Genomic DNA, 21,907 nt, shown 5'->3' with positions numbered 1-21,907 from the left:
GAAGGCTATCCAGACGTTTTCGGCCATCTCCGAGGTGTGCTCGGCCAGGGCGTATGTACTCTGTGGTATGTGCAACCGTGGAGGGAGTCCGACGGGCGTTTAAGTACGGGTAGTCATGTAATCGTATGAAGCAGGCTATCGTCGCGCGGGCCGACATCGGCATGGGTGAGGGCAAGCTCGCCGCCCAGGTTGCCCACGCCTCGCTGTCGGCCTACGAGGACGCCGGCCCGAAGCCCCGCAAAGCCTGGAAGGGCGCGGGGCAGAAGAAAGTCGTCCTGAAGGCCACGAGCGAGTCCGAGCTGTTCGAACTCGCGGACGTGGCCGAGCGCGAAGGCCTGCCGCATGCGGTCGTCCGGGACGCCGGCCACACACAGCTCGACCCGGGGACTGTCACGGCACTCGCCGTCGGCCCCGCTGCGGACGAGCTGGTGGACCGCGTCACCGGCGACCTGCCGCTGTACTGAGGGCAGCGGCCCCGATACGGTTATATAAGAGTAACCCTAACCTCAGGTGAACAACAACACCACACATCATGCAAGGAAACGAACAACAGGCCTACGACCGCGGGATCACCATCTTCTCCCCGGACGGACGCCTCTATCAGGTCGAGTACGCACGAGAAGCCGTCAAGCGCGGAACCGCGAGCGTCGGGGTCCGCACGGCGGACGGCGTGGTCATCGCCGCGGACCGCCACGCCCGGTCGCCGCTCATCGAGCGCGACAGCATCGAGAAGATCCACGAGATCGACTCCCACGTCGGCGTCGCGAGCGCCGGCCACGTGGCCGACGCCCGCCAGCTCATCGACGTGGCGCGCCGGCAGTCCCAGGTCAACCGCCTGCGCTACGACGAGCCGGCCTCCGTCGAGTCGCTGACGAAGGAGATCACGGACTACATCCAGCAGTACACCCAGACCGGCGGCGCACGCCCGTTCGGTGTGGCGCTGCTCGTGGCCGGCATCGAAGACGGCGAACCGCGCCTCTTCGAGACGGACCCCTCGGGGACGCCCTACGAGTGGCAGGCAGTCGCCATCGGCGGCTCCCGCGAGGACATCCAGACGTTCCTCGAAGACGAGTACACCGAGGAGATGGACCTCGAAGGCGGCATCGAACTCGCGCTCCGGGCGCTGGCCTCAGTCAACGAGGACGGCCTCGACGCGACCGGTGTCGACATCGCCACCATCGACGTGGAGACCGAGCAGTTCCAGAAGCTCTCGGAAGAGGACATCGCAGAGCGCCTCGAAGAGTTCGAACTCGGAGGTGAGAACTGATGTTCGACCCTGAGAACCGACTGACCGACGCTTACGAACCCGAAGTCGGCAACCTGCCGAACGAGGACGGTGGCCGCGACGAGGAGAACGTCGTCAAGACCGGAACGACGACCGTCGGCCTCTCGACGGAAGACGGCGTCATCATCGCGACGGACCGGCGCGCCTCGCTGGGCGGCCGCTTCGTCTCGAACAAGCAGGTCCAGAAGGTCGAGCAGATTCACCCGACGGCCGCGATGACGCTGGTCGGCAGCGTCGGCGGGGCCCAGTCGTTCATCCGCTCGCTGCGGGCCGAGGCCGACCTCTACGAGGTCCGCCGCGACGAACCGCTCTCGATTCACGCACTGGCAACGCTGGCGGGCAACTTCGCCCGCGGTGGCCCGTACTTCGCCATCAACCCCATCGTCGGCGGCGTCGACGAAGAGGGCAGCCACGTCTACAGCGTCGACCCCGCTGGCGGCGTGCTCCAGGACGACTACACCGTCACCGGCTCCGGGACGATGGTCGCGACGGGTACCATCGAGGGGCAGTACGACCCCGAGATGAGCCTCGAAGAGGCCCGCAATCTGGCCATTCGCGCCGTCAACGCGGCGGCCGAGCGTGACACCGGCTCCGGCAACGGCGTCGTGCTCGCAGAAATCACCGACGAGGGCGTCGAAATCGACGCCTTCGACGACTACGAGTCGGCCGAATAACCCGGCTGTCTCGGTTTCGGCTTCTTTACGGTCGGTTGTCAGCGACTAGTGGCTACTCACTCCCGCGGCACGACTCGCATCGGATAATCAGACTGTCGCATGATGTCCTGTGCGACGCTGCCGAATATCAGGCGGTCGGTCTGGCTGCGCTTGCGGACGCCGATGACCAGTTCGTCGGCATTGACCTCCTCGGCGATATCGAAGATGTCCTCGGCTGGACTGTTACCGCGGATTATCTGGTAGGTTTCGACGGAGACCTGGTCGCCGAGTCGCTCCGAGACGACTTCGAGGGCGGCTTTCCCGGTGTCTATCTGTTCCTGTGGTGTGCTGTCGCCACCGGGCTGTGAGTTGACCGCGTAGACGCTGTCGTCCGGGTCAAGAACTGTTTCCAGATACGAACACAGCGTTTCGCTGACTGTCTCGGAGTTCGTCGCGAGCACGAAGGTCTGCATACGCGATGCTCCTCACCCCATCATGATAAGTATGTTTCATGGTACCAATACACGCGATATTGTTCGCGGTATCCTGTCGTCCGGACTACTCGGTCAGGACGAGCCAGCCGACAGCGAGGAAGACGGCGAGGACGAGCAGAATCGACCCCCAGGCCAGTGCCGCGAACGCTGTCGACCCGAGCGCGGTGAGGGGGAGAATAGCTGGCGGGGTCATCGCTCGGTCCCCCCGTCAGCCATCGGCTCGTCGAGCGCGCGGACCTCCCGCCCGAGGCTGTCGAGGTCGGCGTCGGCCCCGCCGAGCAGCGTCGCAATCCCGGTGAGCGCGGCTGAGACGAGCGTCGCGCCGGCGAAGGCGACCAGGAACGACGGCGCTGGCAGCATGCTCCCGACGCCGGGAACGGTTGCGACCAGCCCGCGCAGCGACGGGAAGTAGGCGAACCCAACGACCAGGCCCGCGATACCCGCGACCATCGCTCCGGGACCGGTGAGCCGCTCGGTGTAGAGGCCGGCGAGGAACGGCACGAAGACGCCGGCGGCAAGCAGGTCGGCCGTCAGGAACAACTGGAGGACGCTGTACCCCTGTGCGCCGATGAAAATTGCGCCGAGGGCGACGGCGACGGTCAGCCCGCGCCCGCCGAGCCACAGGGTCCGCTGGTCGGGGTCCTCAAGCAGCCTGGCGAGGTCGGCGGTGACGACGCTGGCGATAGCGTTGAACATCGTATCGGCCGAACTCATCACCAGCAAGACGGCCAGCACGACGACGGCGAGGGTTACCCACGTCGGGAACGCCTCCGCCACCACGAGGAAGAAGGCGATGCTCGCGGAGCCGGATTCGGTGAGTCCAAGCCCCGCGGCGGCGATGCCGAACAGCCCGGACAGCAGGAGCATCGGCACGACGACAACGGCGGCGATGCCCATGCCGCGCCGCAGGGCACCCTCACCATCGGCGGCGTACACCCGCTGCCAGACGCCCTGGTTCAGCATATTCGCGCCCAGCAGGGCGAAGGCGACGTACAGCCCGAACTCCAGGCCGGGACCGAATCCGGGGTCTAACAGCGTCGGGTCGGCCGAGACGACCGTCGCGTGGAGTTCGCTCGTGCCGCCCAGCGAAAGGAGTGCGCCGGCAAAGCCCACAGCCAGCAGCGGCAGAATGACGAGCGTCTGGACGGTGTCGGTGACGATACTGGCGAGCAGGCCGCCGTAGGTCGTGTAGACGAGGACGAACCCGCCGATGAGCAGCGAGGTCTGCCAGAGGGGCACGTCCGCGACGAGTGCGAGCGCGCCGGCGATGCCGGTCATCTCCGCGGCGAGGAAGATGAACATGTAGAACACCGAGACCAGCAGGACGAGCAGGTACATGCCCGACCCGAAGCGGGCGTAGGCGAACTCCGTCAGCGAGTGACCCGCGGGCATCACCTCGCGGATGCGAGCGCCGACCGGAATGAACAACAGGAGCGGAATCGCGCTTCCGATGGCGTAGCCCAGGACGGCGGGCAGGCCGCCGAAGGCGGCTCCGGCCTCGGCCGGACTCAGCAGAATCCAGACGCCCATCATCGACGCGATGACCGTCGCGGCGAGGGTCCCGCTGCCGGCCGAATCTCGGGCCGAGATGTATGTCTCCACCGAGTCGATGCGACCGCGAGCGGCGAACAGGCCGACGCCGGTGAACACGAGTACGGTCGCCGCGGTCAGGCCGAGAACGACAGCCGAGGAGACCATCTACGGACTCACCTCGCTGCCGACTGCCGGGGATTCCTCGTAGGCCGTCTCGAAGAACTGCCGTTCGAGCGCGACCGTCCGGTCGAACAGCGACGCCACGCGGGCTTCCCGCCGGGGCGAGAGCGCCGGACCGACGGCATCGAGTTCGCGCCGCAGCCAGTCGACGAACGCGACGAAGGAGTCGACGGCGTGGAGGTCCACCCACTCGCCGAAGTAAAAGGGCAGTCCCATCCCAGCGCTTGGCGGCCCGTCGCTGTCCGGATCGCCGTGGCGCTCGGCGGCCGCCGTCGCCCAGGACTCGTATATCCACTCGGCGGGGACGAGTACGGAAAGCGTCTCGGCGTAGCCGCCCTCCCGGGCGGCCCGCCCCAACAGGTCGACGAACGCCGCCGTCGTCTCCGTCGGCTCGGGGTCCTGCCAGCGGGACTCCGAGACGCCCAGCGCGGTGAACGACCGCTCGAAGTAGTCGTCTTCCTCGTCGGTCACGGTATCGAGGAATTCGACGAGCCGACGCTTGGCAGCCATATCCGGGGCCTGTCCGACCGCGTGGCCGAAGGTCCCGACGAGTTCGTCGACGAAGGCGTAGTCCTGCACCAGATACGCGGCGAAGGCGTCCTCGTCGAGCGTGCCGGCCCCGAGTTCCTCGACGAAGCGATGCTCGACGGCGGCGTCCCAGTCCGGCTGACTCCGCTCGCGGAGCCAGTCGGTGAATCGGGGGTCGGTGACGCGGTCGGCGTAGGATTCGTACGTCTCGGCCGTCATAGTTCCCACCCCTCCCGCGTGTAGGCCATCTCCCAGAACCGGTGTTCGAGCTTCGCGCTCGTCAGGAACGCATCTTCCATCGCGTCGTGTTGGCCGGGATAGCGCTCGCCACAGCGGTCGACGTACGCCCGACACCACTCGGTCGCCTCGCGGAACTCCTCGCCCGTGTACATCTCGATGAACGGCGTGTACCGGTGCTCGTCGTCGGCCAGGTCGGCCATGTGCTCAGCGATGTCGAGGTAGCCCTGCATGCAGGGGTACAGCGCCGCGGCGATCTCCGCCTCGTGGCCCTCGTAGGCCGTCCGGACGAGGAAGTTCGTGTACGCGAGACAGGTCGGGGCCTTCTCGGTTGACTCCAGTTCCGACTCGGAGATGCCGTAGTCCGCCGCGAACTCCCGGTGGAGGTCCATCTCGGTCTCAAGCACCTGGTGGGCGACCCCGAGCAGGTGCGTCATCGTCGACTCGTCGCGCGCCGTCGCGCCGGCGAGCGCGAACAGCCGCGCGTAATCCTGTAGGTACCGGTAGTCCTGTTTCACCCAGTGCTTGAACGCCGCCGCGTCGAGCGTTCCGTTGGCCAGTTCGGTGACGAACGGATGCGCCTTCTGTGCCGCCCAGATGTCCTCGCCGATGTCGAGCAGGTGGTCGCTGAACGCCATTGCTGGTCGACACAACACGGTCCGCCGTATTATATGCTACTAATATAACTAAGTTGTAGCCGGTGCGGCGGGCGGGGCCGGGTGGTTCGGCCGTCCACGACGCGCTCACGGCTCCCGCCGAGCAGTCCCAATTGCTAAGCGAACCACGGCCCTCACTCCCGGCAATGACACTGCAGTTGCCGAGCGAAATCGTGGTCGAGCGGTTCCTCCCGACGGCCCGGGCGATGCTCGCCACAGAACTCGACGAAAAGGGGTGGACCCAGCAGGAGATCGCCGATCAGCTCGGGGTGACCCAGGCCGCGGTGAGCAAGTACGCCAGCGGGTCGGTCACCGTCGAGGAGCGGTTCCGGGAGGACGCCCGTATGCAACAGACCATCGAGCGCATCGCTGAGGGACTGGCCGCGGATGAGATGGACGAGTACGCGGTGCTGGGCGAACTGCTCGCCCTGGTCCGGGAGTTCGAGGACCGGGGGCCGATCTGTGCGGTCCACGAGGAGGAGATGCCGGCGCTCCAGGGGATGGGCTGTGACCTCTGCGTTCGGGGGACGGACACCGCGGTGCTAGAGGAGCGGGCCGTGCTGTCGTCGGTCCGGCGAGCGACCCGACTGCTGGCGGACAGTGCTGCCGTCGTCGCCGCCATTCCGAACGTGGGGATGAACGTCGGGATGGCGCTGCCCGACGCCGAGGACGCGCTCGACGTGGCGGCGGTCCCCGGCCGGATTCACGACCTGCGGGGGCGGGTCAACGTCCCGTCGAACCCCGAGTTCGGCGCGTCGGAACACGTTGCACGGACGATACTGGCCGCGATGGCCGTCACCCCCTCGCGCCGGGCGGCGCTCAATCTGGCGACCGACGAGGCGCTTCTGGATGCCGCCCACGAGCGAGGCATCGAGCCGCTGGAGTTCGACGCCGGCTACGAGGACCGGGACGAGCGACTCGAAGCGGCCTTTCGGGACCGCGGCGACGTGCCCCGCGTTATCTACCACAGCGGTGCGTTCGGCATCGAGCCGATAACGTACGTCTTCGGCGAGACGGCGGTCGAGGCCGCCGAACTCGCGGTGGAGCTGCTCGACGCAGCCGCCACCTAAATCGTCTCAACTGCTGCACCCGTCAGAACCACCCGGTCTCGGGGTCGATGGGGTTTGCCGGTTCTTTGCCGCGCAGCACCCGGACCACATCTTCGGCGACGGTCTGTGTCAGTTCGACCCTGGATTCCTCGGAATACCACGCGACGTGGGGGCTACAGACGACGCTATCGAGGTCGTGTAGCGACGATTCTCCCGGCGGCTCCGACTCGCGCACGTCCAGCCCGGCCCCGCCGAGGTCGCCGCTGACGAGCGCGTCGTACAGCGCCGTCTCGTCGACGAGCCCGCCCCTGGCCGTGTTCACGAGCAGCGCGTCGTCGGCCATTCGGTTGAGTGCGTCCGCGTCGATAAGCCCACGCGTCTCGTCGGTCAGCGGCGCGTGCAAGGAGACGATGTCGGAATCGGCCAGCAGCGTCTCGAACGTAACTGACTCGACACCCAGGTCACCCATCCGGTACTTGGGCACGTACGGGTCGTAGGCGACGACATCAACGTCGAAGCCCCGGAGCTTCGCGGCGAACCGCCTGGCGAGCTTGCCGAATGCGACGAGGCCCACCGTACTGCCAGCGAGGCGGTGCATCGGCTGTCCGACCGACCACTCCCACTCGCCGCTCTTGACCGACCGGTCGAACGTGGGTATCTTCCGCAGGCAGGCGAGCATGAGCGCGAACGCGTGTGTCGACACCTCATCGACGGAGTAGTCGGGGACGTTGACGACCGTTATGCCGGCGTCGGCCGCCGCCCACACGTCGATGTTGTCAACGCCGATGCCGGCCCGACCCACCACTTCCAGCGAGTCCGCGGTATCGATGACTTCGGCCGTGACCTGCGTGCCGGCATCGACGATCAGCGCATCCGCGCCTTCGACTGCGCGGGCAACAGCCGCCGGCTCTTTGGCCCCTGTCGTTTCGACGGTCGCGTCGACCGCGTTCAGTACCGCCGCCCGCGTCTCCTCGTCCATCACCTTGGTGTCGGAGACGACGACTCTGTGTGACATACACTGCCTTGCCGCGGGCTCGAAATAAAATCATCTGTCACTATCGATGTTGGGTACCGAAGTCCGGTCGTGTGACTCCTCGCCGCTGTCCGGCCGTGTCGTACCTTCGCCACCCAGCAGCGAGCGACGCGGACGTGACAAAATATCAGCAAACATTTATGATATTTTCGCGCGGACGTGGTAATATTATGTCAACAAATAGCACAGACGAGACGCCCCTCGAACGAATCGGCTATCGACTCTCCGCGCTGGTGGAACGGTGGATGCCCAGCCCGTTCCTGTTCGCGCTCATCCTCAGCTACGTCGTGTTCCTGGCTGGCGTCGGCCTCACCGGGTCCGGTCCCATCGAAATGGTCCAGTTCTGGTACGACGGATTCTGGGCCTTCCTGACGTTCTCGATGCAGATGGTGCTCATCCTGATGACGGGCTTCGTCGTGGCGTACCATCCGCGTGTCAACGCCGGCATCCGCCGGCTGACGGCGATTCCGAACACCGGGAAGCAAGCGGTCGTCCTCGTCGGACTGTTGACGATGCTCTTGGGCTGGATTCACTGGGGACTGAGCCTCATTCTCGGCGCAATCTTCGCCCGCGAGATGGGCAAGACCGCCCATGAAAACGGTATCAACGTTCACTATCCGGTCCTCTGTGTCGCGGGCTATCTCGGCCTCGGCCTCACTTGGCACTGGGGGCTGTCCGGGTCCGCGCCGCTCCTGCTCGCGACGGAGGGCAACGAGTTCATCCAGCAGGGCGTCATCGAGGGTGTCGTCTCCGCCTCGGAGACAATTTTCCACCCCTACGGCCTCATGCTGACGGGGCTGTCCATCGCCTACGCGCTCATCGTCCTCTACGTCATCACGCCCACTGGTGACCAGGCGAGAGGTATCACGCACTACGTCCCCGAAGCGGACCTGTTCGAGTCGGCGAGCGACGGCGGCGTCGAGGCGACCGCTGAGTCATCCAGTCAGGTCCCGGCCGAGCGAATCAACCACAGCCGCGTTCTCGGCGGGATTATCGGCCTGACAGGTATCGCGATGGTCCTCGCACAGTTCGTCCAGTCCGGTATCGACGCGCTCGGGCTGAACATCGTCAACTTCGGCTTCCTGACGATTGGCATCTTCATCTACATGGACCCACAGACCTACCGCGAGAAGTTCGGCGAGGCGGCGACCGCCGCGTCGGGTATCGTGTTGCTCTTTCCCTTCTTCGCTGGCATCCAGGGGATGATGGCCTCCTCCGGGCTGGCGCAGTTGATGGCGGGCGCGCTCATCTCGCTGTCCACGCCCCAGACGTTCCCGGTCATCGCCTGGCTCAGCGGCGCGACGGTCAACATCTTCGCCCCCTCCGGCGGCGGCGAGTGGATCATCCTCGGCCCGCCGATTCTCGAAGCCGCGCAGGACCTCGGCGTCCCGGTCGGCCAGGCCACGATGGCCTACGCCGTCGGCGACGCCCACACGAACCTCCTGAACCCCTTCTGGGCGCTCCCGCTGCTTGCCATCACCCGCATCAAGGCCCGGGAGATGTTCGGCTACGCTATCGCCATGATGATTGCGCTCACGCCGTTCCTGGCCGTCGTCCTGTTCGTCCTGCCGTACTGAGCAGGGCTGCAACCCCGGCGAACCGACCGATTGCCCCTTCTTCGAGCGTTAAGGTGTTGGGGGGACTGCGTCCGATAATGGCAACTGAGACGGGAGCCGAGGAGGATGTCGACCTGCTCGATTCCTTCCGGCAGTTCTTCGCGCTGGAGCGGGACGTGCTCGTGCTCTCGCTGTCGATGCTGGTGTTCAGTCTCGCGTTCCAGATGACGAGCCGATATATCCCCGAGTACATGCGGATTCTGGGGGCCAGCGCCGGCGTCATCGGCCTCTACGGGAGCGTCGGGAATCTCATCAGCGCGGTGTATCCATACCCTGGCGGCGCGGTGTCGGACCGCATCGGCTCGCGGCTGGCGCTGACTGTTTTCGCGACGCTGGCGACAGTGGGCTTTGGCATCTGGTATCTCGCGTCTGTCGTCGGCGACATCACGCTTGGGGGGACGACGCTGCCAGCCTGGACGCTCGTGTTCGTCGGCCTCTTTCTCGCACAGGCTTGGAAGTCCTTTGGGCTGGGCGCGACCTTCGCTATCGTCAAGCAGAGCGTCCCGCCACAGCGGCTGGCGATGGGGTTTGCCAGCACGGAGATGTTCCGCCGCATCGGCTTCCTGCTCGGGCCGCTCGCCGCCGCGGCGTTGCTTGCCACGACCGCGACCTTCGTCGACGGCTTCGGGCGCGTGCTGCTGGTCGCGTTGGCTTGTGGTATCGTCGCCACCATCGCCCAGCACATCCTCTACGATGCTAGCGAAGATACGCTCGGCAAATCCTTCGAGGGCATGGACCAGATCATCGACGATCTGCGGACGATGCCGGCGACGCTCCGACCGCTGCTGGTCGCCGATACGTTCGTCCGCTTCGCCAACGGCATGGTGTACGTCTTCTTCGTCATCGTCGTCACGGAGTTCCTCTCTGTGGGGTTCACTGGCTTCGGCGTCCAGTTGCGCCCTGACGCCTTCTTCGGCGTCCTGATCGGCGTCGAGATGGTCGTCGCAATCCTCTCGATGGCCCCCGTCGCAAAGCTCACCGAGTGGGCTGGCCTCAAGCCCGCCGTCGCGCTGGGCTTTCTCGTCTATGCCGTGTTCCCACTGCTGCTCATCTTCGCGCCGGGTGACCAGTGGGTGCTGGTCCTGCTGTTTGCCTTCTCCGGCCTGCGCTTTGCCGGCCTGCCCGCTCACAAGGCGCTCATTGTCGGCCCGGCGGAGCGGGACGCAGGGGGCCGCGTCACCGGAACGTACTACCTGATTCGGAACACGCTAGTCATCCCCAGCGCCGCGCTGGGGGGCTGGCTCTACGGCAGCGAGTGGGCGGTGGCTGTCGATGAGATAACGATTCAGGCCGGCCCGGAACTGGCCTTCGGCGTCGCTACGGTCGTCGGGCTCGCCGGCGTCGTCTACTTCGCTGTTTTCGGCCGGGAGTTCGAAGCCTACGAATGAGGTCTTCGCGCCGATCTACCACTCGTCCCGTGGCGGGAACTCCTCGCCACAGCGCGGGCAGTACCGCATCGGCGCGCGACCTTCCTGGCCCTCCCTATCGAACGTGATCTCTCGTCCGCAGCTCTTACATGCTAGCTTTGGCATCGTACTCTCCGGTCGCCAACACAGCCACGACCTATTCGCAGATAGAATGTGTGCCGTGATAACACTAGGTGCCGGGCGATGCGGGACCGTGGGAGTCCGCAAACGCCAACCCTAAGCGCCGACCCACGAACATCCACTCAATGCAATCGGCCCACCCAATCGAGCAGGCAGTCGGCATGGAGTACTACGTCAGCGACGCCGACGGGGTGGGCGGCCGTCTCCGTTCCTCACCTGCGGACTTCCGCGTTCGGGAACTGGAGGCATTCGACACCGAGCCGGTGGACGCCGACACCGGCGCGTACCCGCATCTGGTCTTCCGGGCAGAGCTACGGAACTGGGAGACCAACGACTTCGCCAGCAAGTTCTCCGACCGCCTGGGCATCTCCCGCGAACGGGTGTCGTGGGCGGGGACGAAAGACAAGCGTGCGATCACGACGCAACTGTTCTCGGTGAAGGGAATCGGGGCCGAGGAACTACCGGAGATCGGTGGCACGGACATTGAGGTCATCGGTCGCGCCGGCCGCCCCATCCTCTTTGGCGATCTGGCGGGTAACGCCTTCGAGATCGTCGTTCGGGACACCGAGAACACGGAAAACGCCGCCAGCGTCGTGGCGGACCTCACGACGTTCGCTGCCGGGACCGAGCCAACGGCGAGCGAGGACCGCTCCGCCGATTCCACGCTGCCGGACGGCGAGACGACCGTCGGCGTGCCGAACTACTTCGGCCAGCAGCGGTTCGGGTCGCGCCGGCCGGTCACCCACGAGGTCGGGCTCGCAATCGCCCGCGGCGAGTGGCGGGAGGCGGTCCTCGCCTATGTCGGGAACCCGAACGAGCGCGAACCCGAGTCAACGCAAGAAGCACGCGCGTACGTCGACGAAACCCACGACTGGGCCGGCGCGCTCGACAAACTCCCCGGCGCGCTGGGCTACGAGCGCTCCATCTGCCATCGGCTGGTCGAGAACGGGGCCGACGAGCCAGCCGATTTCCGCGAGGCGCTGGAACAACTCCCGTCGAACCTCCAGTCGCTGTTCGTCAACGCCGCTCAGTCCTACGTCTTCAACCGCATCCTCTCGGAGCGGCTGGAGCGGGGACTGCCCTTCGACCGACCCGTCGAGGGTGACGTGGTCTGTTTCCGGGACAGCGACGCGCCCGAGGACTTCCCGATTCCGGACGCCGACCGCACACAGCAGGTCACCGCGGAGCGGCTGTCGACCGTCGAGCGCCACTGCGAGCGCGGCCGGGCCTTCGTCACTGCGCCGCTGGTCGGGACCGACACCGAACTCGGTAGCGGTGAGCCGGGGGATATCGCCCGCGAGGTGCTCGACGATATTGGCCTCAGTCAGGCCGATTTCGACCTCCCCGGCGCGTTCGACAGCGACGGAACGCGGCGGGCCATCCTGCTCCGGACGGACCTCGGTGTCGAGCGCGACGGGGCCGACCTGACGTTCTCGTTCTCGCTGCCGAAGGGGAGCTACGCGACGGTCCTCCTCCGGGAGTTCCGGAAAGGCGACCCGGACGCGTAGCGGCCCGCTGCGGGGTCGGTGACTGACGCGGAATATGCAACGGTTAAGTCCAGCCACACACGCCATCTCGTATGGGCGAGCTACCGGACGAGTTTTCGTGTACCATCACCGACTGGGAGTACATCTACGGGCTCTGTCGCGACGTGGCCGACGACGTAAAAGCCGCAGAGTTCGAACCCGACGTGGTTGTTGCGCTGGCACGGGGCGGCTGGTTCGGCGGACGCTGTCTCTGTGACTTTCTCGGGCTGGACGACCTGGCGAGCCTGAAGGTCGAACACTACGTCGGGACCGCGGCGAAAGGCGAGGAGGCACAGATCAAATACCCGCTGGCCGACGGTGCGGTCGAGGGGAAGGACGTGCTGGTCGTTGACGACATCGCCGACACCGGCCAGTCCATCGAGACGGCCGCCGAGTGCGTGCGTGACCGAAACCCAAGCAGCGTCCGAACGGCGACGCTCCAGTTGCTCCAGACCAGCGACCACGAGCCGGAGTTCGTCGGCGAGCGCCTCGACGAGTGGACCTGGGTCGTCTATCCCTGGAACTTCGTCGAGGACATGGTCGAACTCATCGCGGGCGTCATGGAAAAGAGCGACCAGCAGGCCCACACCGAAGACGACATCCGTCGCCTACTGCGGGAGTACCACGGCGTCAGCCACACGGATCTGGAAATCGCACAGCCCGACCGATTGGGCGAAGTCACCACCGAGATGGAACGGCGCGGCGTCGTCGATTCGGTCAGCGGCGGCTGGCAACTCACCGACAACTGAGCAGGGCCGGCGGACCGAACGGCAGCCGGTGTCGCTCGAATTGCTAGTCGCTCCGCTCGCTATCGCTAGCCAGCTCCTCCCTCCGCTAGCCCCGATAAAAATACGGTTAGCGACGGCCGCGACCGTCGTCCCGGACGTACTCTAACGCGCTGACGAACAGCTCTTTATCGACCCGGTCCTCTGACTCTTCCAGTCGTTCACGAATTTTCGTCGGAGTCATATGTGTATTGGTAACATAGTTCTATGTCGATATAACTCTTTCTCACTCCGATTCGGAATAGTCGCTCCGAGCTCTCAGGATGGGAATCAGGTGCGTCGAAGGGTACAAAACTGCTGGACTGGGCCATGGACCCCATCGAGGGAATATATTTATTATCCTGCTTACCCAACGGAAACTATGGCCGCTTACGGCCGGCCGTCACTTCGAGACCTGTTCGATGAATCACCGACGCCGCACATCGCGCATCCACCGCGGAGTCACCATCGAGACTTCTACATCGCCACAGACGGGTCGTTCAGACCCCACGGTGGCACGACATCGCCCGACAGCGAGTCGGACAGCCCGACGGGCGGGCTGGGTGTCGTCATCGAAACCCTCGACGGTGAGCGCGTCGTCAGGCTGTCGGTCCCCGACACATGTCCCGATAACAACGTCGCGGAGTACCGGGCGCTCCATCTCGGGCTTGACGTGCTAGCGAGACGGGCTCCGCCCAACGCCCGCGTCGGACTGCTCATCGACCACGACCAGCTCGCCGAAAACGTGAACGCGGAGGTGCTGGCGTCCCACGGCTCCGCCTATGAGCCGCCACATTCCGTCTCCGTCCCGCCGTCGACGGGGCTGCACTGGCGCGGCATTCAGGCGCGTATCAACGGGTTCGGTGAGGTCCGCGCGGCGCGGATTTCCGGTGACCGCAATCCTGCGCATCCGCTGGCGAACACCCCTGAGGAGTATGCCCACGTCAACACCGAACCGGACCGGTGTGTCCTCCCTGACGCGCCGACCGTAAACGAGCGTGTCCCGCCCCCGTCCCGCGCGGAGCGTGGCGGCGTGTCGGACTGACAGGACCCGGCTGGCCAAAGCCGGCGACACGCAAGCTTTCTACCACATCGCGGTTACTGCTCTGTCTCTCCACTTCGTCGTTATCGCTCCGTTGCATCTGCGTTTGCCAACCCGTCGTGAATAATTACGGATAGTTACATACATCTACGCTTCTGTGAGAAAACACGCTTACCCGTGGAAAACACCGTAACGACCCGATCCCGGCTGTTGTATCGGCTACTCGTCAACGTATATCTACCTCATAACTTATGACGATCATCGACTCCGTTCTTACGTACGTTTGGGTAACGTCACACAGACCAAATTTTATATATTAGAAATAGGATAGTATACAGTGGGAGGTGAGTTACGTTGAGTACCAGAACTGACGGACCGGACGGTTTCAGCGGACAGTACGCCGAGCAACTGTTGCCGCGTCAGTCGCCGACGCGGCACGACCTCGTACTCGCCGTCATCCCCGCGGTGTTCGTCCTGACACTCGTCGCCGCGGTTGTTCTGGGCCTCTCATTCCAGGCAGCAATCGCTGGCGCGTCACTTGTCGGCGCTGTGGCCGTCGTCGATGCACTCTTCCTCCACCCACCGACCCGCGGTCGACGGCGAGGCGATACGTGACATCGCGTTCCGGCGACGGGCCAGAACGCTGTGTCTTTTAGCGGGGCTACTTTGTCCCTCGATAGAACCGGAGGGTCATACAACTCTTCGTAGGGTGTTGTTTTCAGTCAAGATGGTCTGAATTGCCCCCACAGTCGGACTGCGTATTGACCGCAGTCGGGACAGGATATGTAATCTGTTAGAGGTTTCTGCAGAGCCCCGAATCTATCAAGAACCACGCTGTCGGCGGTATAGTCTTCCCTTAGTCATCGTCAGCGGTGTACGCGCCGCTCCGACGTTTGATACGTGCGACGACGAGCCGCTGGTCGTCCTGCCGGAAACTCACGGACAGTCGAAACTCCCCGATGCGAATCTTCTTGTACGGACTGTTCTGGAGTGGCTCGCCGTAGTCCGGCGGGTCGCGCCACGGCGAGGAGACGATCTCATCGAGCTTGTCGAGTATCCGGTCTTGCTCGGCGGGAGATAGATCGTCAAGGTCGTCTTCGGCCGTCGATGAAAGTTCCCACGTCCACCCGTCGTCACTCATCGCTCGTGCCGAACCGCTCGCGGGCCTCCTCGGCGCTCGTCGTTCGTCCCTCGCGGATGTCCTCCTCGGCTTCGAGCAGAGCGACGAGTTCGTCGCGGTCGAACGTCGGGAACTCAACGGCGTCTCGAAGCGTGTACCGGATGAACTCACTCCGGCTGTTGAACCCGCGCCCCTGCCACGTATCGTCGATCTCGTCGAGGAACGACTCGGTGACTTTGAAGTTCACCGTGGCGATGTCGTCTCCGTCGTCGTCGTTTGTGTCCGCTTTAGACATATACTCGTAATACGCTCGTCTTACCAATAGTCGTTTCGGCGGAACCACAATCGGCTTGTGTGTGGCGTGGATAGACGCATTGAGGCGGAGGATTCTCACCCTCTGATTTGAGCTGAAACAGCCGCTCAGTAGGTCTGCGAATTGAACAGCGAAGAGAATACGTGGCCCAAGAGTTATTGGTCAAATAATGGCTGAAATGGATAATATACTCGCCCGAAAGCAGTCGGTTGTACTTATATTGATTTTGCCAATAGCGATAGGACTCGTCTCTTATTTCTTCGGTGACTCTCTCGTATCGGGTGTTCTATCAGGGCTTCTAATGGCAGTCATTCTCTTACTCCTTTACTACCGGTTAGGAATTCTCGGCAACCCCGAATACGCGGGATGGTTCAGTGAAAAGTAGGTAGTCACCGCGAACATTCCTTCTCCTCTACTGACCATTTCAGCTTGGGCGTGACAACAGTTCTATGACAGCCTCACAAACGGGTAAGCTCCTGCGAAAAGACAGGTAGTCGGTTAGTCCTGCTGAGCGTCGACGACGGCGACGCCGGCGAGGTTCACGATGTCTTTGACCTCGTCGCCGCGCTGGAGGACGTGGACCGGCTTGTCCATGCCGACGAGCATCGGTCCGATGGCCTCAGCGCCGCCCAGCCGCTGGAGCAGTTTGTAGCCGATGTTCCCGGCTTCGAGGTTGGGGAACACGAGCACGTTTGCGGCGTCGTCGAGTTCGGCGAAGTCGTACGTGTCGGTGAGGATGTCCTCGACGACGGCGGTGTCGGCCTGCATCTCCCCGTCGACCGGGAAGTCCACGCGGTCGTCGTCCTGTAGGCGGGAGACCGCCCGACGGATCTTCTTCGTCCCGGGGTTGTCGACGCTGCCGAAGTTCGAGTACGACAGCATCGCCGCCCGCGGTTCGACGTTGAACCGGCGGGCCAGTTCCCCGGTGTGGCGGGTGACCTCCTCCAGTACGTCCGTGTCGGGGTCCTGATTGACCGTGGTGTCGGCACAGAAGATGACACGGTTCTTGAACGTCAGCATGTACACGCCGGCCGCGTAGTCGGCGTCGTCGGCCGTGCCGATGACCTGTAGCGGCGGACGCAGGGCCGAGGGGTAGTGGTGGGTCAGGCCGGTCAGCATTGCGTCGGCGTCGCCCATCTCGACCATCACGCTGCCGAGGTAGTTCCCGTCCCGGACCAGTTCCTCGGCCTCGCGGCGCGTGACGCCGTTTCGCTGTCGGAGTTCGTACAGCCGGTCAGCGTAGTCGGCCACGTCGGCCGTCTCCGGATCGACGACGATGGGGTCGAACTCCAGGCCGAACTTCCGGCGCGTCGACTCGATGCGGTCGGCGTCGCCGATGAGGACCGGTTCGGCGATGCCCTGGTCGACGAGCTGGTAGGCCGCGCGGATCATCTTCTCGTCGTGGCCCTCGGCGAGGACGACCCGCTTCGGGTCGCTCTTGGCCTTGTTGAGCACGACGCGCATCATCTCACGGGACTTGCCGAGCCGGGCTTCGAGTTTCTCGACGTAGGCGTCCGTGTCGATTTCCGTCCGTGCCGCACCGCTCTCGATAGCGGCCTCCGCGACTGCGGGGGTCACCTCGAACAGGACCCGCGGGTCCAGTGGTTTCGGGATGATGTAGTCCGGGCCGAACTGCAGGGGCTGGTCGCCGTAGGCCTTGACGACCTCGTCAGGTACGTCCTGCTTTGCGAGGTCGGCCAGCGCGCGGGCCGCCGCGACCTTCATCTCCTCGTTGATTTCGGTCGCCCGCACGTCGAGTGCACCGCGGAAGATGAACGGGAAGCCCAGCACGTTGTTGACCTGATTCGGGTAGTCCGAGCGGCCCGTCGCCATGATGACCGTGTCGTCGCGGGCCGACTTGGCGTCCTCGTAGGCGATTTCGGGGTCCGGGTTCGCCATCGCGAAGATGATGGGGTCGCTGGCCATCGACCGCACCATCTCCTGGTCGACGATGCCGCCGACGGAGAGCCCGACGAACACGTCAGTGCCCTCCATCGCGTCGGCGAGGTCGCCTTCCGGGATGTCTCGGGCGAACTCCTGTTTGAACCGGTTGAGGTCCTCGTGGGCGGCCCGGTCTTCGGTGATGATACCCGAGGAGTCACACATCGTGATGTTGTCCTTCGAGACGCCCAGCGAGACGTAGAACTTCGCCGAGGCGATAGCGGAGGCCCCGGCACCCGAAAAGACGACCTCCAGGTCTTCCAGGTCCTTCTCGGCGATATCGGCCGCGTTGACCATCGCCGCGCCGGAGATGATTGCAGTCCCGTGTTGGTCATCGTGGAACACGGGGATGTCCAGTTTGTCGCTGAGTCGGCGTTCGACCTCGAAACACTCCGGGGCCGCGATGTCTTCGAGGTTGATGCCGCCGAAGGTCGGCTCCATCGCCTGGACCGTCTGTATCATCGCCTCGGCGTCGTCGGTGTCCAGTTCCACGTCGAACACGTCGATGTCGGCGAAGCGCTTGAACAGCACGCCCTTTCCCTCCATCACCGGTTTGCCGGCTTCCGGGCCGATGTCGCCGAGGCCGAGCACGGCGGACCCGTCGGAGACGACTCCGACGAGGTTCCCCTTGGCCGTGTACTCGAAGGCCTTCTCGGGGTCTTTGTCGATCTCGTTACACGGCGCGGCCACGCCGGGCGAGTACGCCAGCGAGAGGTCTCGCTGCGTGTTCGTCGGTTTCGTCGTCGCGATCTCTATCTTTCCCGGCGGCTCGCTCCGGTGGTACTCCAGTGCGTCCTCGTCAAGTCCCATACCCGGAGGTCGAACCCAACTGTAAAAAAGACAAGTTTACCGTCAACGAACGAGCGGTACAACGACATCTGTCGAATACCGCCGGATTGCGGTTGGGTTTGATCCGTCTGTGTCCCATCAATTGGAAAACCGGACCACTCGGACACAGCCGGTGAAATCGCGTCCTAGAGTCAGTGGGAGTTCGTGAGTTCGCCGACTCGGTCAGTCAGTTCGGTGACTGCGTCCTCCTGTCTGTCGGTCGCTTCGACGATCTCCTTGGTCGCCGTTTCGGCCTCCTGTGCGTGGTTCTGCGCGTCTTCGACCATCGAAGTCACGTCCTCGATAGCGCTCGCCTGGTCGTCGTTTGCGTCGGCGACCTCCTGAATACCCCTGGTCGCCTCTTCGACGGCGTCAGAAATCTCGTCCAGCGCATCCAGCGCGTCCGCGATCTCGGACTCCGCGTGCTCGACCTGCTCGTGGGAGGTTTCGACCATCTCGGCCGTTTCGGTCGCCTGGTCCTGAATGGTGTTGATACTCGTCGATATCTCGGAGGCGTATTCGCTCGTCTCGTTGGCGAGTGTCTTCACCTCGTCGGCGACGACGGCGAACCCGCTCCCGCTCTCGCCGGCCCGGGCCGCCTCGATGTTGGCGTTCAGCGCCAGCATGTTCGTCTGCTCCGCCACGTCGGCGATAATCTCGACGATTTCGCTCACTTCGTCCATCTGGTCGTCGAGGTCGGTGACGGTGTCGACGAGGTCCTCGCTCGTCTCGGTGAGGCCGTCGGTGACCTCCATGACCGTTTCCCCTGCCTCCGACCCGTCTTCGGCGGCGTCTTTCGCTCGTTTTGCCGCCGACGCCACCTCGCTCGATGTCGCGGCGACTTCTTCCATCCCAGCTCCGATATTCTGGATGTTGTCGGCGGCCGTCGACAGGGCGTCTGTCTGTTCGGTTACCCGATTCTCGACGGTTTCGGCGGACGAGTTCGCCTGCTGGATGGTCACCGCGAGTTGCTGGGCCTGTTCGTCCACCTGGTCCGCCAACTGTTCGACCTGTTCGGCCATATCGTTGAGCGAGTCGACGACCTCGTAGAGTTGGTCGTCGACGTACTCGCCGCCGTCGGTCCGGTCGAACGACGCCCGGGCATCGAGCTGGCCGTTCTTGAGCGCGGCCATTGTCGATTTGACCTCTTCGACCAGGCCCGTCACGGCCTCGTGGCGGTTGGCCTCGTCGGTCCGGTCCTGTACCATTTCGACGACCGCGATGAGGTCGCCGTTGTCGTCGTAGATCGGGGCGGCGCTGAACGAGATGTTGCGTTCGTTCCCGTGCTGGTCGGCCATCACGCTCGTGTCCCGGTACAGCGTGAACTCCTCGCCCTCGACTTTCGGCACGTCGTACTCGGTGTGGGTGGTCTCCGGCGCGTCGAGGACCTTGTCGGCCAGCGTCTTCCCGCGTCGGCCGTCCGGATAGAACGCCATGCTCGCCATCTCCATCTCCTGTGCCTCGGACTCGGAGACGCCGGTGAGGTTCTCAAGCGAACTGTTCCAGGTGAGAATGTCGCCGTTCGTATCCAGAATAAAGAGCGGCGTCCCGATGTGGTGTAACACGTCGTGGTAATTCAGCCCTCCGTCGGAACCAGAGTCAGAGTTGGTGGCCGACGCGGCGTCTGTGAAGGCCTCGACACCGGTCCGGGAGACGTACTGGGTCGTTTCCAGTCCCTCTTGGAGTTCGGCCTCGACAGAGTCGATAGCGGCCTGTGCGTCCGGCCCGAGTTCGTCCCTGAGCTCGTCGAAGGCACCCTGAACGAGCGATTCGGTAACGAAGCCCTGCGTTGCGACGAACTCGCCCTGGCTGATTCCGGCGGCTTCGTACTCCCGGATTAGCGTCCGTAGCTCGTCGGGACCGAGCTCGAACTGCCGGTCGATGTGCTGGGACCCGACTGCGGCGCTCTCGGGATCGTCGAAGCGGTCGCTGAGTCGTGGTGAGTCCGGGTCGATGGCGTCGGTCAGAAAGCGCGCCTGCCCGTCGCTTGCGACGAGTCCGCCGTCCGTCCGTCGGCCCGTAGCGTCCGAAGGTTGAGACGCCTGGCCGGAGATGTAGGTGCGGATCTGGTCGAACATGAAGTAACTACGTTCCATTCCATGTGATCTGTAGATAAAGGTGACTCCGGGAATATCAGTAAAGATAATTGCATCTATCGGACGGCGGGAAAAGAGAGCATAAGTACGTGCGACCGAAGGTCTAGGTATGACCACCCGTTTCCGCCGACTGGTGGCGACGACGACAGTGCTGACGTTCGCACTCATCCTGCTCGGCGTGTACACCGGTGCCATTGGCGCTGGGCTGACCTGTGAGGCGCGCTGGCCGTTCTGTGACGGCTGGATGGGACTGTTCCCGGCCAACTGGGCGAGCTTCGTCGAGTGGTTCCACCGGCTTGTCGCGATGATTACCGGCTTCGGCATCATCGGTTCGACGGTCGCAGCGTGGCGGGGCGACTACAGCCGGCGGATCAGGCTCGCAACCGCCGTCGCCACGGTCGTGCTCCCGGTGCAGATTCTCCTCGGCGCGAACACCATCTTCAACTTCGGGGCCACAGCGCAGGTCCTCCACCACGGAGCCGCACAGCTCATCTTCGGCGCGATGGTCGCAGCGACGGCGTGGGCATACTCCGACACGGCTGAGTCACCATCAGTACAGTCGGCCGATAGCCAGCGTACGGCACGCGCTGACGATTGAACACGAGTACCACCCCTGTTGATAACACGTAAGATATATTCCGGTCTGCCGTGTGGTCGGGATTATGTCAGACGACGGCCTTTCACGACGCCAGTATCTCTCCACGGTCGGTGGAACCGCAGTAACCGTCTCGCTCGCCGGCTGTTTCGGCGGCGGTGGCGGCAACGGCGGGGACGGCAGCAGGGAAATCACTGCCGGAACCGCGCCCGGTTTCCCACCGTTCGAGATGAAACAGGACGGCGAACTCGTCGGGTTCGATGTCGACCTGCTGGAGGCGGTCATCGACGAGACCGACTACACCCTGGCCGGCTGGGAGGAGTTCGAGTTCAAGTCCCTGATTCCGGCACTGACGAACGACAACATCGACGTGGTCGCCGCGGGGATGACCATCAACGACGAGCGCGACCAGACCATCGACTTCACCGATCCCTACTACAGTTCCAACCAGGCCATCGTCGTCCGCGAGGACGGCGACTTCTCGCCGTCGTCGCTGTCGGACCTCTCCGGACGCCCCATCGGCGCACAGAAGGGGACCACCGGCGAGAGCACGGTTCAATCGGAACTCATCGAACCGGGCAACCTCGACGAGTCGAACTACAACTCCTACGGGAACTACGTGCTGGCCGTCGAGGACCTCCAGAACGGCAACATCGACGCAGTCGTCATCGACGAGCCGGTCGCTCAGACCTTCGCCGCCCAGCGCCCGGTCACTATCGCCTTCACGTACGAGACGGGCGAGAACTTCGGCTTTGGCGTCCGCGAGGACGACGACGAGTTTACGCAGGCGCTCAACGACGGCCTGGCCACGGTGCAAGACGGGAGCACCTATCAGGACCTGACGAACAAGTGGTTCGGCCAGCAGTAACCG

Annotated in this window: 23 protein-coding genes; 12 read left to right on the top strand and 11 right to left on the bottom strand. The window is 64.3% G+C overall.

Features of this window, described 5'->3' with window-relative positions; genetic code table 11:
* Nucleotides 1-125 precede the first annotated feature (125 nt).
* From pth2 to psmB, 3 genes are all read left to right on the top strand, one after another.
* Nucleotides 126-464, top strand: a complete 339-nt coding sequence (gene pth2, locus Harman_RS14510; protein WP_137684496.1) for a peptidyl-tRNA hydrolase Pth2 — start codon at nt 126-128, stop codon at nt 462-464.
* Between the two features lie 68 nt (nt 465-532).
* Nucleotides 533-1,267, top strand: coding sequence for an archaeal proteasome endopeptidase complex subunit alpha (gene psmA / locus Harman_RS14505; protein ID WP_137684495.1), 735 nt, complete (start codon nt 533-535; stop codon nt 1,265-1,267).
* Nucleotides 1,267-1,959, top strand: coding sequence for an archaeal proteasome endopeptidase complex subunit beta (gene psmB, locus Harman_RS14500; protein ID WP_137684494.1), 693 nt, complete (start codon nt 1,267-1,269; stop codon nt 1,957-1,959). The genes psmA and psmB overlap by 1 nt, the downstream gene beginning before the upstream one ends.
* A 56-nt stretch (nt 1,960-2,015) precedes the next feature.
* On the opposite strand, the gene Harman_RS14495 is transcribed toward psmB, so the two are convergent.
* From Harman_RS14495 to tenA, 5 genes are all read right to left on the bottom strand, one after another.
* On the bottom strand, nt 2,016-2,411 hold the full coding sequence (locus Harman_RS14495) for a universal stress protein (RefSeq protein ID WP_137684493.1): 396 nt from the start codon (nt 2,409-2,411) through the stop codon (nt 2,016-2,018).
* 85 nt (nt 2,412-2,496) lie between these two features.
* Nucleotides 2,497-2,625 (bottom strand): hypothetical protein, encoded by a 129-nt coding sequence (locus tag Harman_RS22000; protein WP_268812807.1) that lies wholly within the window; start codon nt 2,623-2,625, stop codon nt 2,497-2,499.
* On the bottom strand, nt 2,622-4,130 hold the full coding sequence (locus tag Harman_RS14490) for a sodium:solute symporter family transporter (RefSeq protein ID WP_137684492.1): 1,509 nt from the start codon (nt 4,128-4,130) through the stop codon (nt 2,622-2,624). Before Harman_RS14490 ends, Harman_RS22000 begins: the two co-directional genes overlap by 4 nt.
* The gene (locus Harman_RS14485) at nt 4,131-4,892 is read right to left on the bottom strand and encodes a TenA family protein (RefSeq protein ID WP_137684491.1); all 762 of its coding nucleotides are present in this window, start codon (nt 4,890-4,892) and stop codon (nt 4,131-4,133) included.
* Nucleotides 4,889-5,548, bottom strand: a complete 660-nt coding sequence (gene tenA / locus Harman_RS14480; protein ID WP_137684490.1) for a thiaminase II — start codon at nt 5,546-5,548, stop codon at nt 4,889-4,891. Before tenA ends, Harman_RS14485 begins: the two co-directional genes overlap by 4 nt.
* Nucleotides 5,549-5,712: 164 nt before the next feature.
* On the opposite strand from tenA, the gene Harman_RS14475 reads away from it, so the two are divergent.
* Nucleotides 5,713-6,636 carry a thiamine-phosphate synthase family protein gene (locus Harman_RS14475; protein WP_137684489.1) on the top strand — a complete coding sequence of 308 codons (924 nt, stop codon included), beginning with the start codon at nt 5,713-5,715 and terminating at the stop codon, nt 6,634-6,636.
* Between the two features lie 22 nt (nt 6,637-6,658).
* Here Harman_RS14475 and Harman_RS14470 read toward each other — a convergent pair whose 3' ends face one another.
* A complete protein-coding gene (locus Harman_RS14470) occupies nt 6,659-7,630 on the bottom strand; it encodes a C-terminal binding protein (protein ID WP_137684488.1) in 972 nt (323 codons plus the stop codon).
* A 188-nt stretch (nt 7,631-7,818) separates the two neighbouring features.
* On the opposite strand from Harman_RS14470, the gene Harman_RS14465 reads away from it, so the two are divergent.
* Both Harman_RS14465 and Harman_RS14460 read left to right on the top strand, forming a co-directional pair.
* Complete coding sequence (locus Harman_RS14465) at nt 7,819-9,225, top strand: short-chain fatty acid transporter (protein ID WP_137684487.1); 1,407 nt, start codon at nt 7,819-7,821, stop codon at nt 9,223-9,225.
* A gap of 77 nt (nt 9,226-9,302) precedes the next feature.
* Complete coding sequence (locus Harman_RS14460; RefSeq protein WP_137684486.1) at nt 9,303-10,652, top strand: MFS transporter; 1,350 nt, start codon at nt 9,303-9,305, stop codon at nt 10,650-10,652.
* A gap of 15 nt (nt 10,653-10,667) precedes the next feature.
* Here Harman_RS14460 and Harman_RS21995 read toward each other — a convergent pair whose 3' ends face one another.
* Nucleotides 10,668-10,796, bottom strand: coding sequence for a hypothetical protein (locus Harman_RS21995; RefSeq protein ID WP_268812806.1), 129 nt, complete (start codon nt 10,794-10,796; stop codon nt 10,668-10,670).
* Between the two features lie 140 nt (nt 10,797-10,936).
* On the opposite strand from Harman_RS21995, the gene truD reads away from it, so the two are divergent.
* From truD to Harman_RS14440, 4 genes are all read left to right on the top strand, one after another.
* Complete coding sequence (gene truD, locus Harman_RS14455; RefSeq protein ID WP_137684485.1) at nt 10,937-12,319, top strand: tRNA pseudouridine(13) synthase TruD; 1,383 nt, start codon at nt 10,937-10,939, stop codon at nt 12,317-12,319.
* Between the two features lie 71 nt (nt 12,320-12,390).
* Nucleotides 12,391-13,086: a phosphoribosyltransferase gene (locus tag Harman_RS14450; RefSeq protein WP_137684484.1), complete on the top strand. Its 696-nt coding sequence runs from the start codon at nt 12,391-12,393 to the stop codon at nt 13,084-13,086.
* Between the two features lie 397 nt (nt 13,087-13,483).
* Entirely contained in the window at nt 13,484-14,146 is a 663-nt protein-coding gene (locus Harman_RS14445) for a ribonuclease H (protein WP_137684483.1), read from the top strand.
* A gap of 351 nt (nt 14,147-14,497) precedes the next feature.
* Nucleotides 14,498-14,758 (top strand): hypothetical protein, encoded by a 261-nt coding sequence (locus tag Harman_RS14440; RefSeq protein ID WP_137684482.1) that lies wholly within the window; start codon nt 14,498-14,500, stop codon nt 14,756-14,758.
* Between the two features lie 241 nt (nt 14,759-14,999).
* Here Harman_RS14440 and Harman_RS14435 read toward each other — a convergent pair whose 3' ends face one another.
* The 4 genes from Harman_RS14435 to Harman_RS14415 form a co-directional block, all read right to left on the bottom strand.
* Complete coding sequence (locus Harman_RS14435) at nt 15,000-15,284, bottom strand: type II toxin-antitoxin system RelE family toxin (protein ID WP_137684481.1); 285 nt, start codon at nt 15,282-15,284, stop codon at nt 15,000-15,002.
* The gene (locus Harman_RS14430) at nt 15,277-15,558 is read right to left on the bottom strand and encodes a ribbon-helix-helix domain-containing protein (RefSeq protein ID WP_137684480.1); all 282 of its coding nucleotides are present in this window, start codon (nt 15,556-15,558) and stop codon (nt 15,277-15,279) included. Before Harman_RS14430 ends, Harman_RS14435 begins: the two co-directional genes overlap by 8 nt.
* Before the next feature lie 516 nt (nt 15,559-16,074).
* A complete protein-coding gene (locus tag Harman_RS14420; RefSeq protein WP_137684479.1) occupies nt 16,075-18,327 on the bottom strand; it encodes an NADP-dependent malic enzyme in 2,253 nt (750 codons plus the stop codon).
* A gap of 170 nt (nt 18,328-18,497) precedes the next feature.
* Nucleotides 18,498-20,423 carry a methyl-accepting chemotaxis protein gene (locus tag Harman_RS14415; protein ID WP_137684590.1) on the bottom strand — a complete coding sequence of 642 codons (1,926 nt, stop codon included), beginning with the start codon at nt 20,421-20,423 and terminating at the stop codon, nt 18,498-18,500.
* 127 nt (nt 20,424-20,550) lie between these two features.
* Here Harman_RS14415 and Harman_RS14410 point away from each other — a divergent pair, with 127 nt between their 5' ends.
* A complete protein-coding gene (locus Harman_RS14410; protein WP_137684478.1) occupies nt 20,551-21,039 on the top strand; it encodes a COX15/CtaA family protein in 489 nt (162 codons plus the stop codon).
* Nucleotides 21,040-21,103: 64 nt separating this feature from the next.
* Nucleotides 21,104-21,904: a basic amino acid ABC transporter substrate-binding protein gene (locus Harman_RS14405; protein WP_137684477.1), complete on the top strand. Its 801-nt coding sequence runs from the start codon at nt 21,104-21,106 to the stop codon at nt 21,902-21,904.
* Nucleotides 21,905-21,907 lie beyond the last annotated feature (3 nt).

This window comes from Haloarcula mannanilytica, assembly GCF_005406125.1.
Taxonomy (GTDB): Archaea; Halobacteriota; Halobacteria; order Halobacteriales; family Haloarculaceae; genus Haloarcula; species Haloarcula mannanilytica.
This window is presented reverse-complemented; position numbering and strand designations above follow the sequence as displayed.

Excerpts from the sequence above, each read along its gene's own strand:
- Harman_RS21995 (WP_268812806.1), bottom strand. The coding sequence starts at position 10,796 with ATGCCAAAGCTAGCATGTAAGAGCTGCGGACGAGAGATCACGTTCGAT.
- Harman_RS14465 (WP_137684487.1), top strand. The coding sequence starts at position 7,819 with ATGTCAACAAATAGCACAGACGAGACGCCCCTCGAACGAATCGGCTAT.
- pth2 (WP_137684496.1), top strand. The coding sequence starts at position 126 with ATGAAGCAGGCTATCGTCGCGCGGGCCGACATCGGCATGGGTGAGGGC.
- Harman_RS14475 (WP_137684489.1), top strand. The coding sequence starts at position 5,713 with ATGACACTGCAGTTGCCGAGCGAAATCGTGGTCGAGCGGTTCCTCCCG.
- psmB (WP_137684494.1), top strand. The coding sequence starts at position 1,267 with ATGTTCGACCCTGAGAACCGACTGACCGACGCTTACGAACCCGAAGTC.
- Harman_RS14420 (WP_137684479.1), bottom strand. The coding sequence starts at position 18,327 with ATGGGACTTGACGAGGACGCACTGGAGTACCACCGGAGCGAGCCGCCG.
- tenA (WP_137684490.1), bottom strand. The coding sequence starts at position 5,548 with ATGGCGTTCAGCGACCACCTGCTCGACATCGGCGAGGACATCTGGGCG.
- Harman_RS14445 (WP_137684483.1), top strand. The coding sequence starts at position 13,484 with ATGGCCGCTTACGGCCGGCCGTCACTTCGAGACCTGTTCGATGAATCA.
- Harman_RS14435 (WP_137684481.1), bottom strand. The coding sequence starts at position 15,284 with ATGAGTGACGACGGGTGGACGTGGGAACTTTCATCGACGGCCGAAGAC.
- Harman_RS14430 (WP_137684480.1), bottom strand. The coding sequence starts at position 15,558 with ATGTCTAAAGCGGACACAAACGACGACGACGGAGACGACATCGCCACG.
- Harman_RS14450 (WP_137684484.1), top strand. The coding sequence starts at position 12,391 with ATGGGCGAGCTACCGGACGAGTTTTCGTGTACCATCACCGACTGGGAG.
- Harman_RS14405 (WP_137684477.1), top strand. The coding sequence starts at position 21,104 with ATGTCAGACGACGGCCTTTCACGACGCCAGTATCTCTCCACGGTCGGT.
- Harman_RS14460 (WP_137684486.1), top strand. The coding sequence starts at position 9,303 with ATGGCAACTGAGACGGGAGCCGAGGAGGATGTCGACCTGCTCGATTCC.
- Harman_RS14485 (WP_137684491.1), bottom strand. The coding sequence starts at position 4,892 with ATGACGGCCGAGACGTACGAATCCTACGCCGACCGCGTCACCGACCCC.
- Harman_RS22000 (WP_268812807.1), bottom strand. The coding sequence starts at position 2,625 with ATGACCCCGCCAGCTATTCTCCCCCTCACCGCGCTCGGGTCGACAGCG.
- Harman_RS14410 (WP_137684478.1), top strand. The coding sequence starts at position 20,551 with ATGACCACCCGTTTCCGCCGACTGGTGGCGACGACGACAGTGCTGACG.
- psmA (WP_137684495.1), top strand. The coding sequence starts at position 533 with ATGCAAGGAAACGAACAACAGGCCTACGACCGCGGGATCACCATCTTC.
- Harman_RS14490 (WP_137684492.1), bottom strand. The coding sequence starts at position 4,130 with ATGGTCTCCTCGGCTGTCGTTCTCGGCCTGACCGCGGCGACCGTACTC.
- truD (WP_137684485.1), top strand. The coding sequence starts at position 10,937 with ATGCAATCGGCCCACCCAATCGAGCAGGCAGTCGGCATGGAGTACTAC.
- Harman_RS14495 (WP_137684493.1), bottom strand. The coding sequence starts at position 2,411 with ATGCAGACCTTCGTGCTCGCGACGAACTCCGAGACAGTCAGCGAAACG.
- Harman_RS14470 (WP_137684488.1), bottom strand. The coding sequence starts at position 7,630 with ATGTCACACAGAGTCGTCGTCTCCGACACCAAGGTGATGGACGAGGAG.
- Harman_RS14415 (WP_137684590.1), bottom strand. The coding sequence starts at position 20,423 with ATGTTCGACCAGATCCGCACCTACATCTCCGGCCAGGCGTCTCAACCT.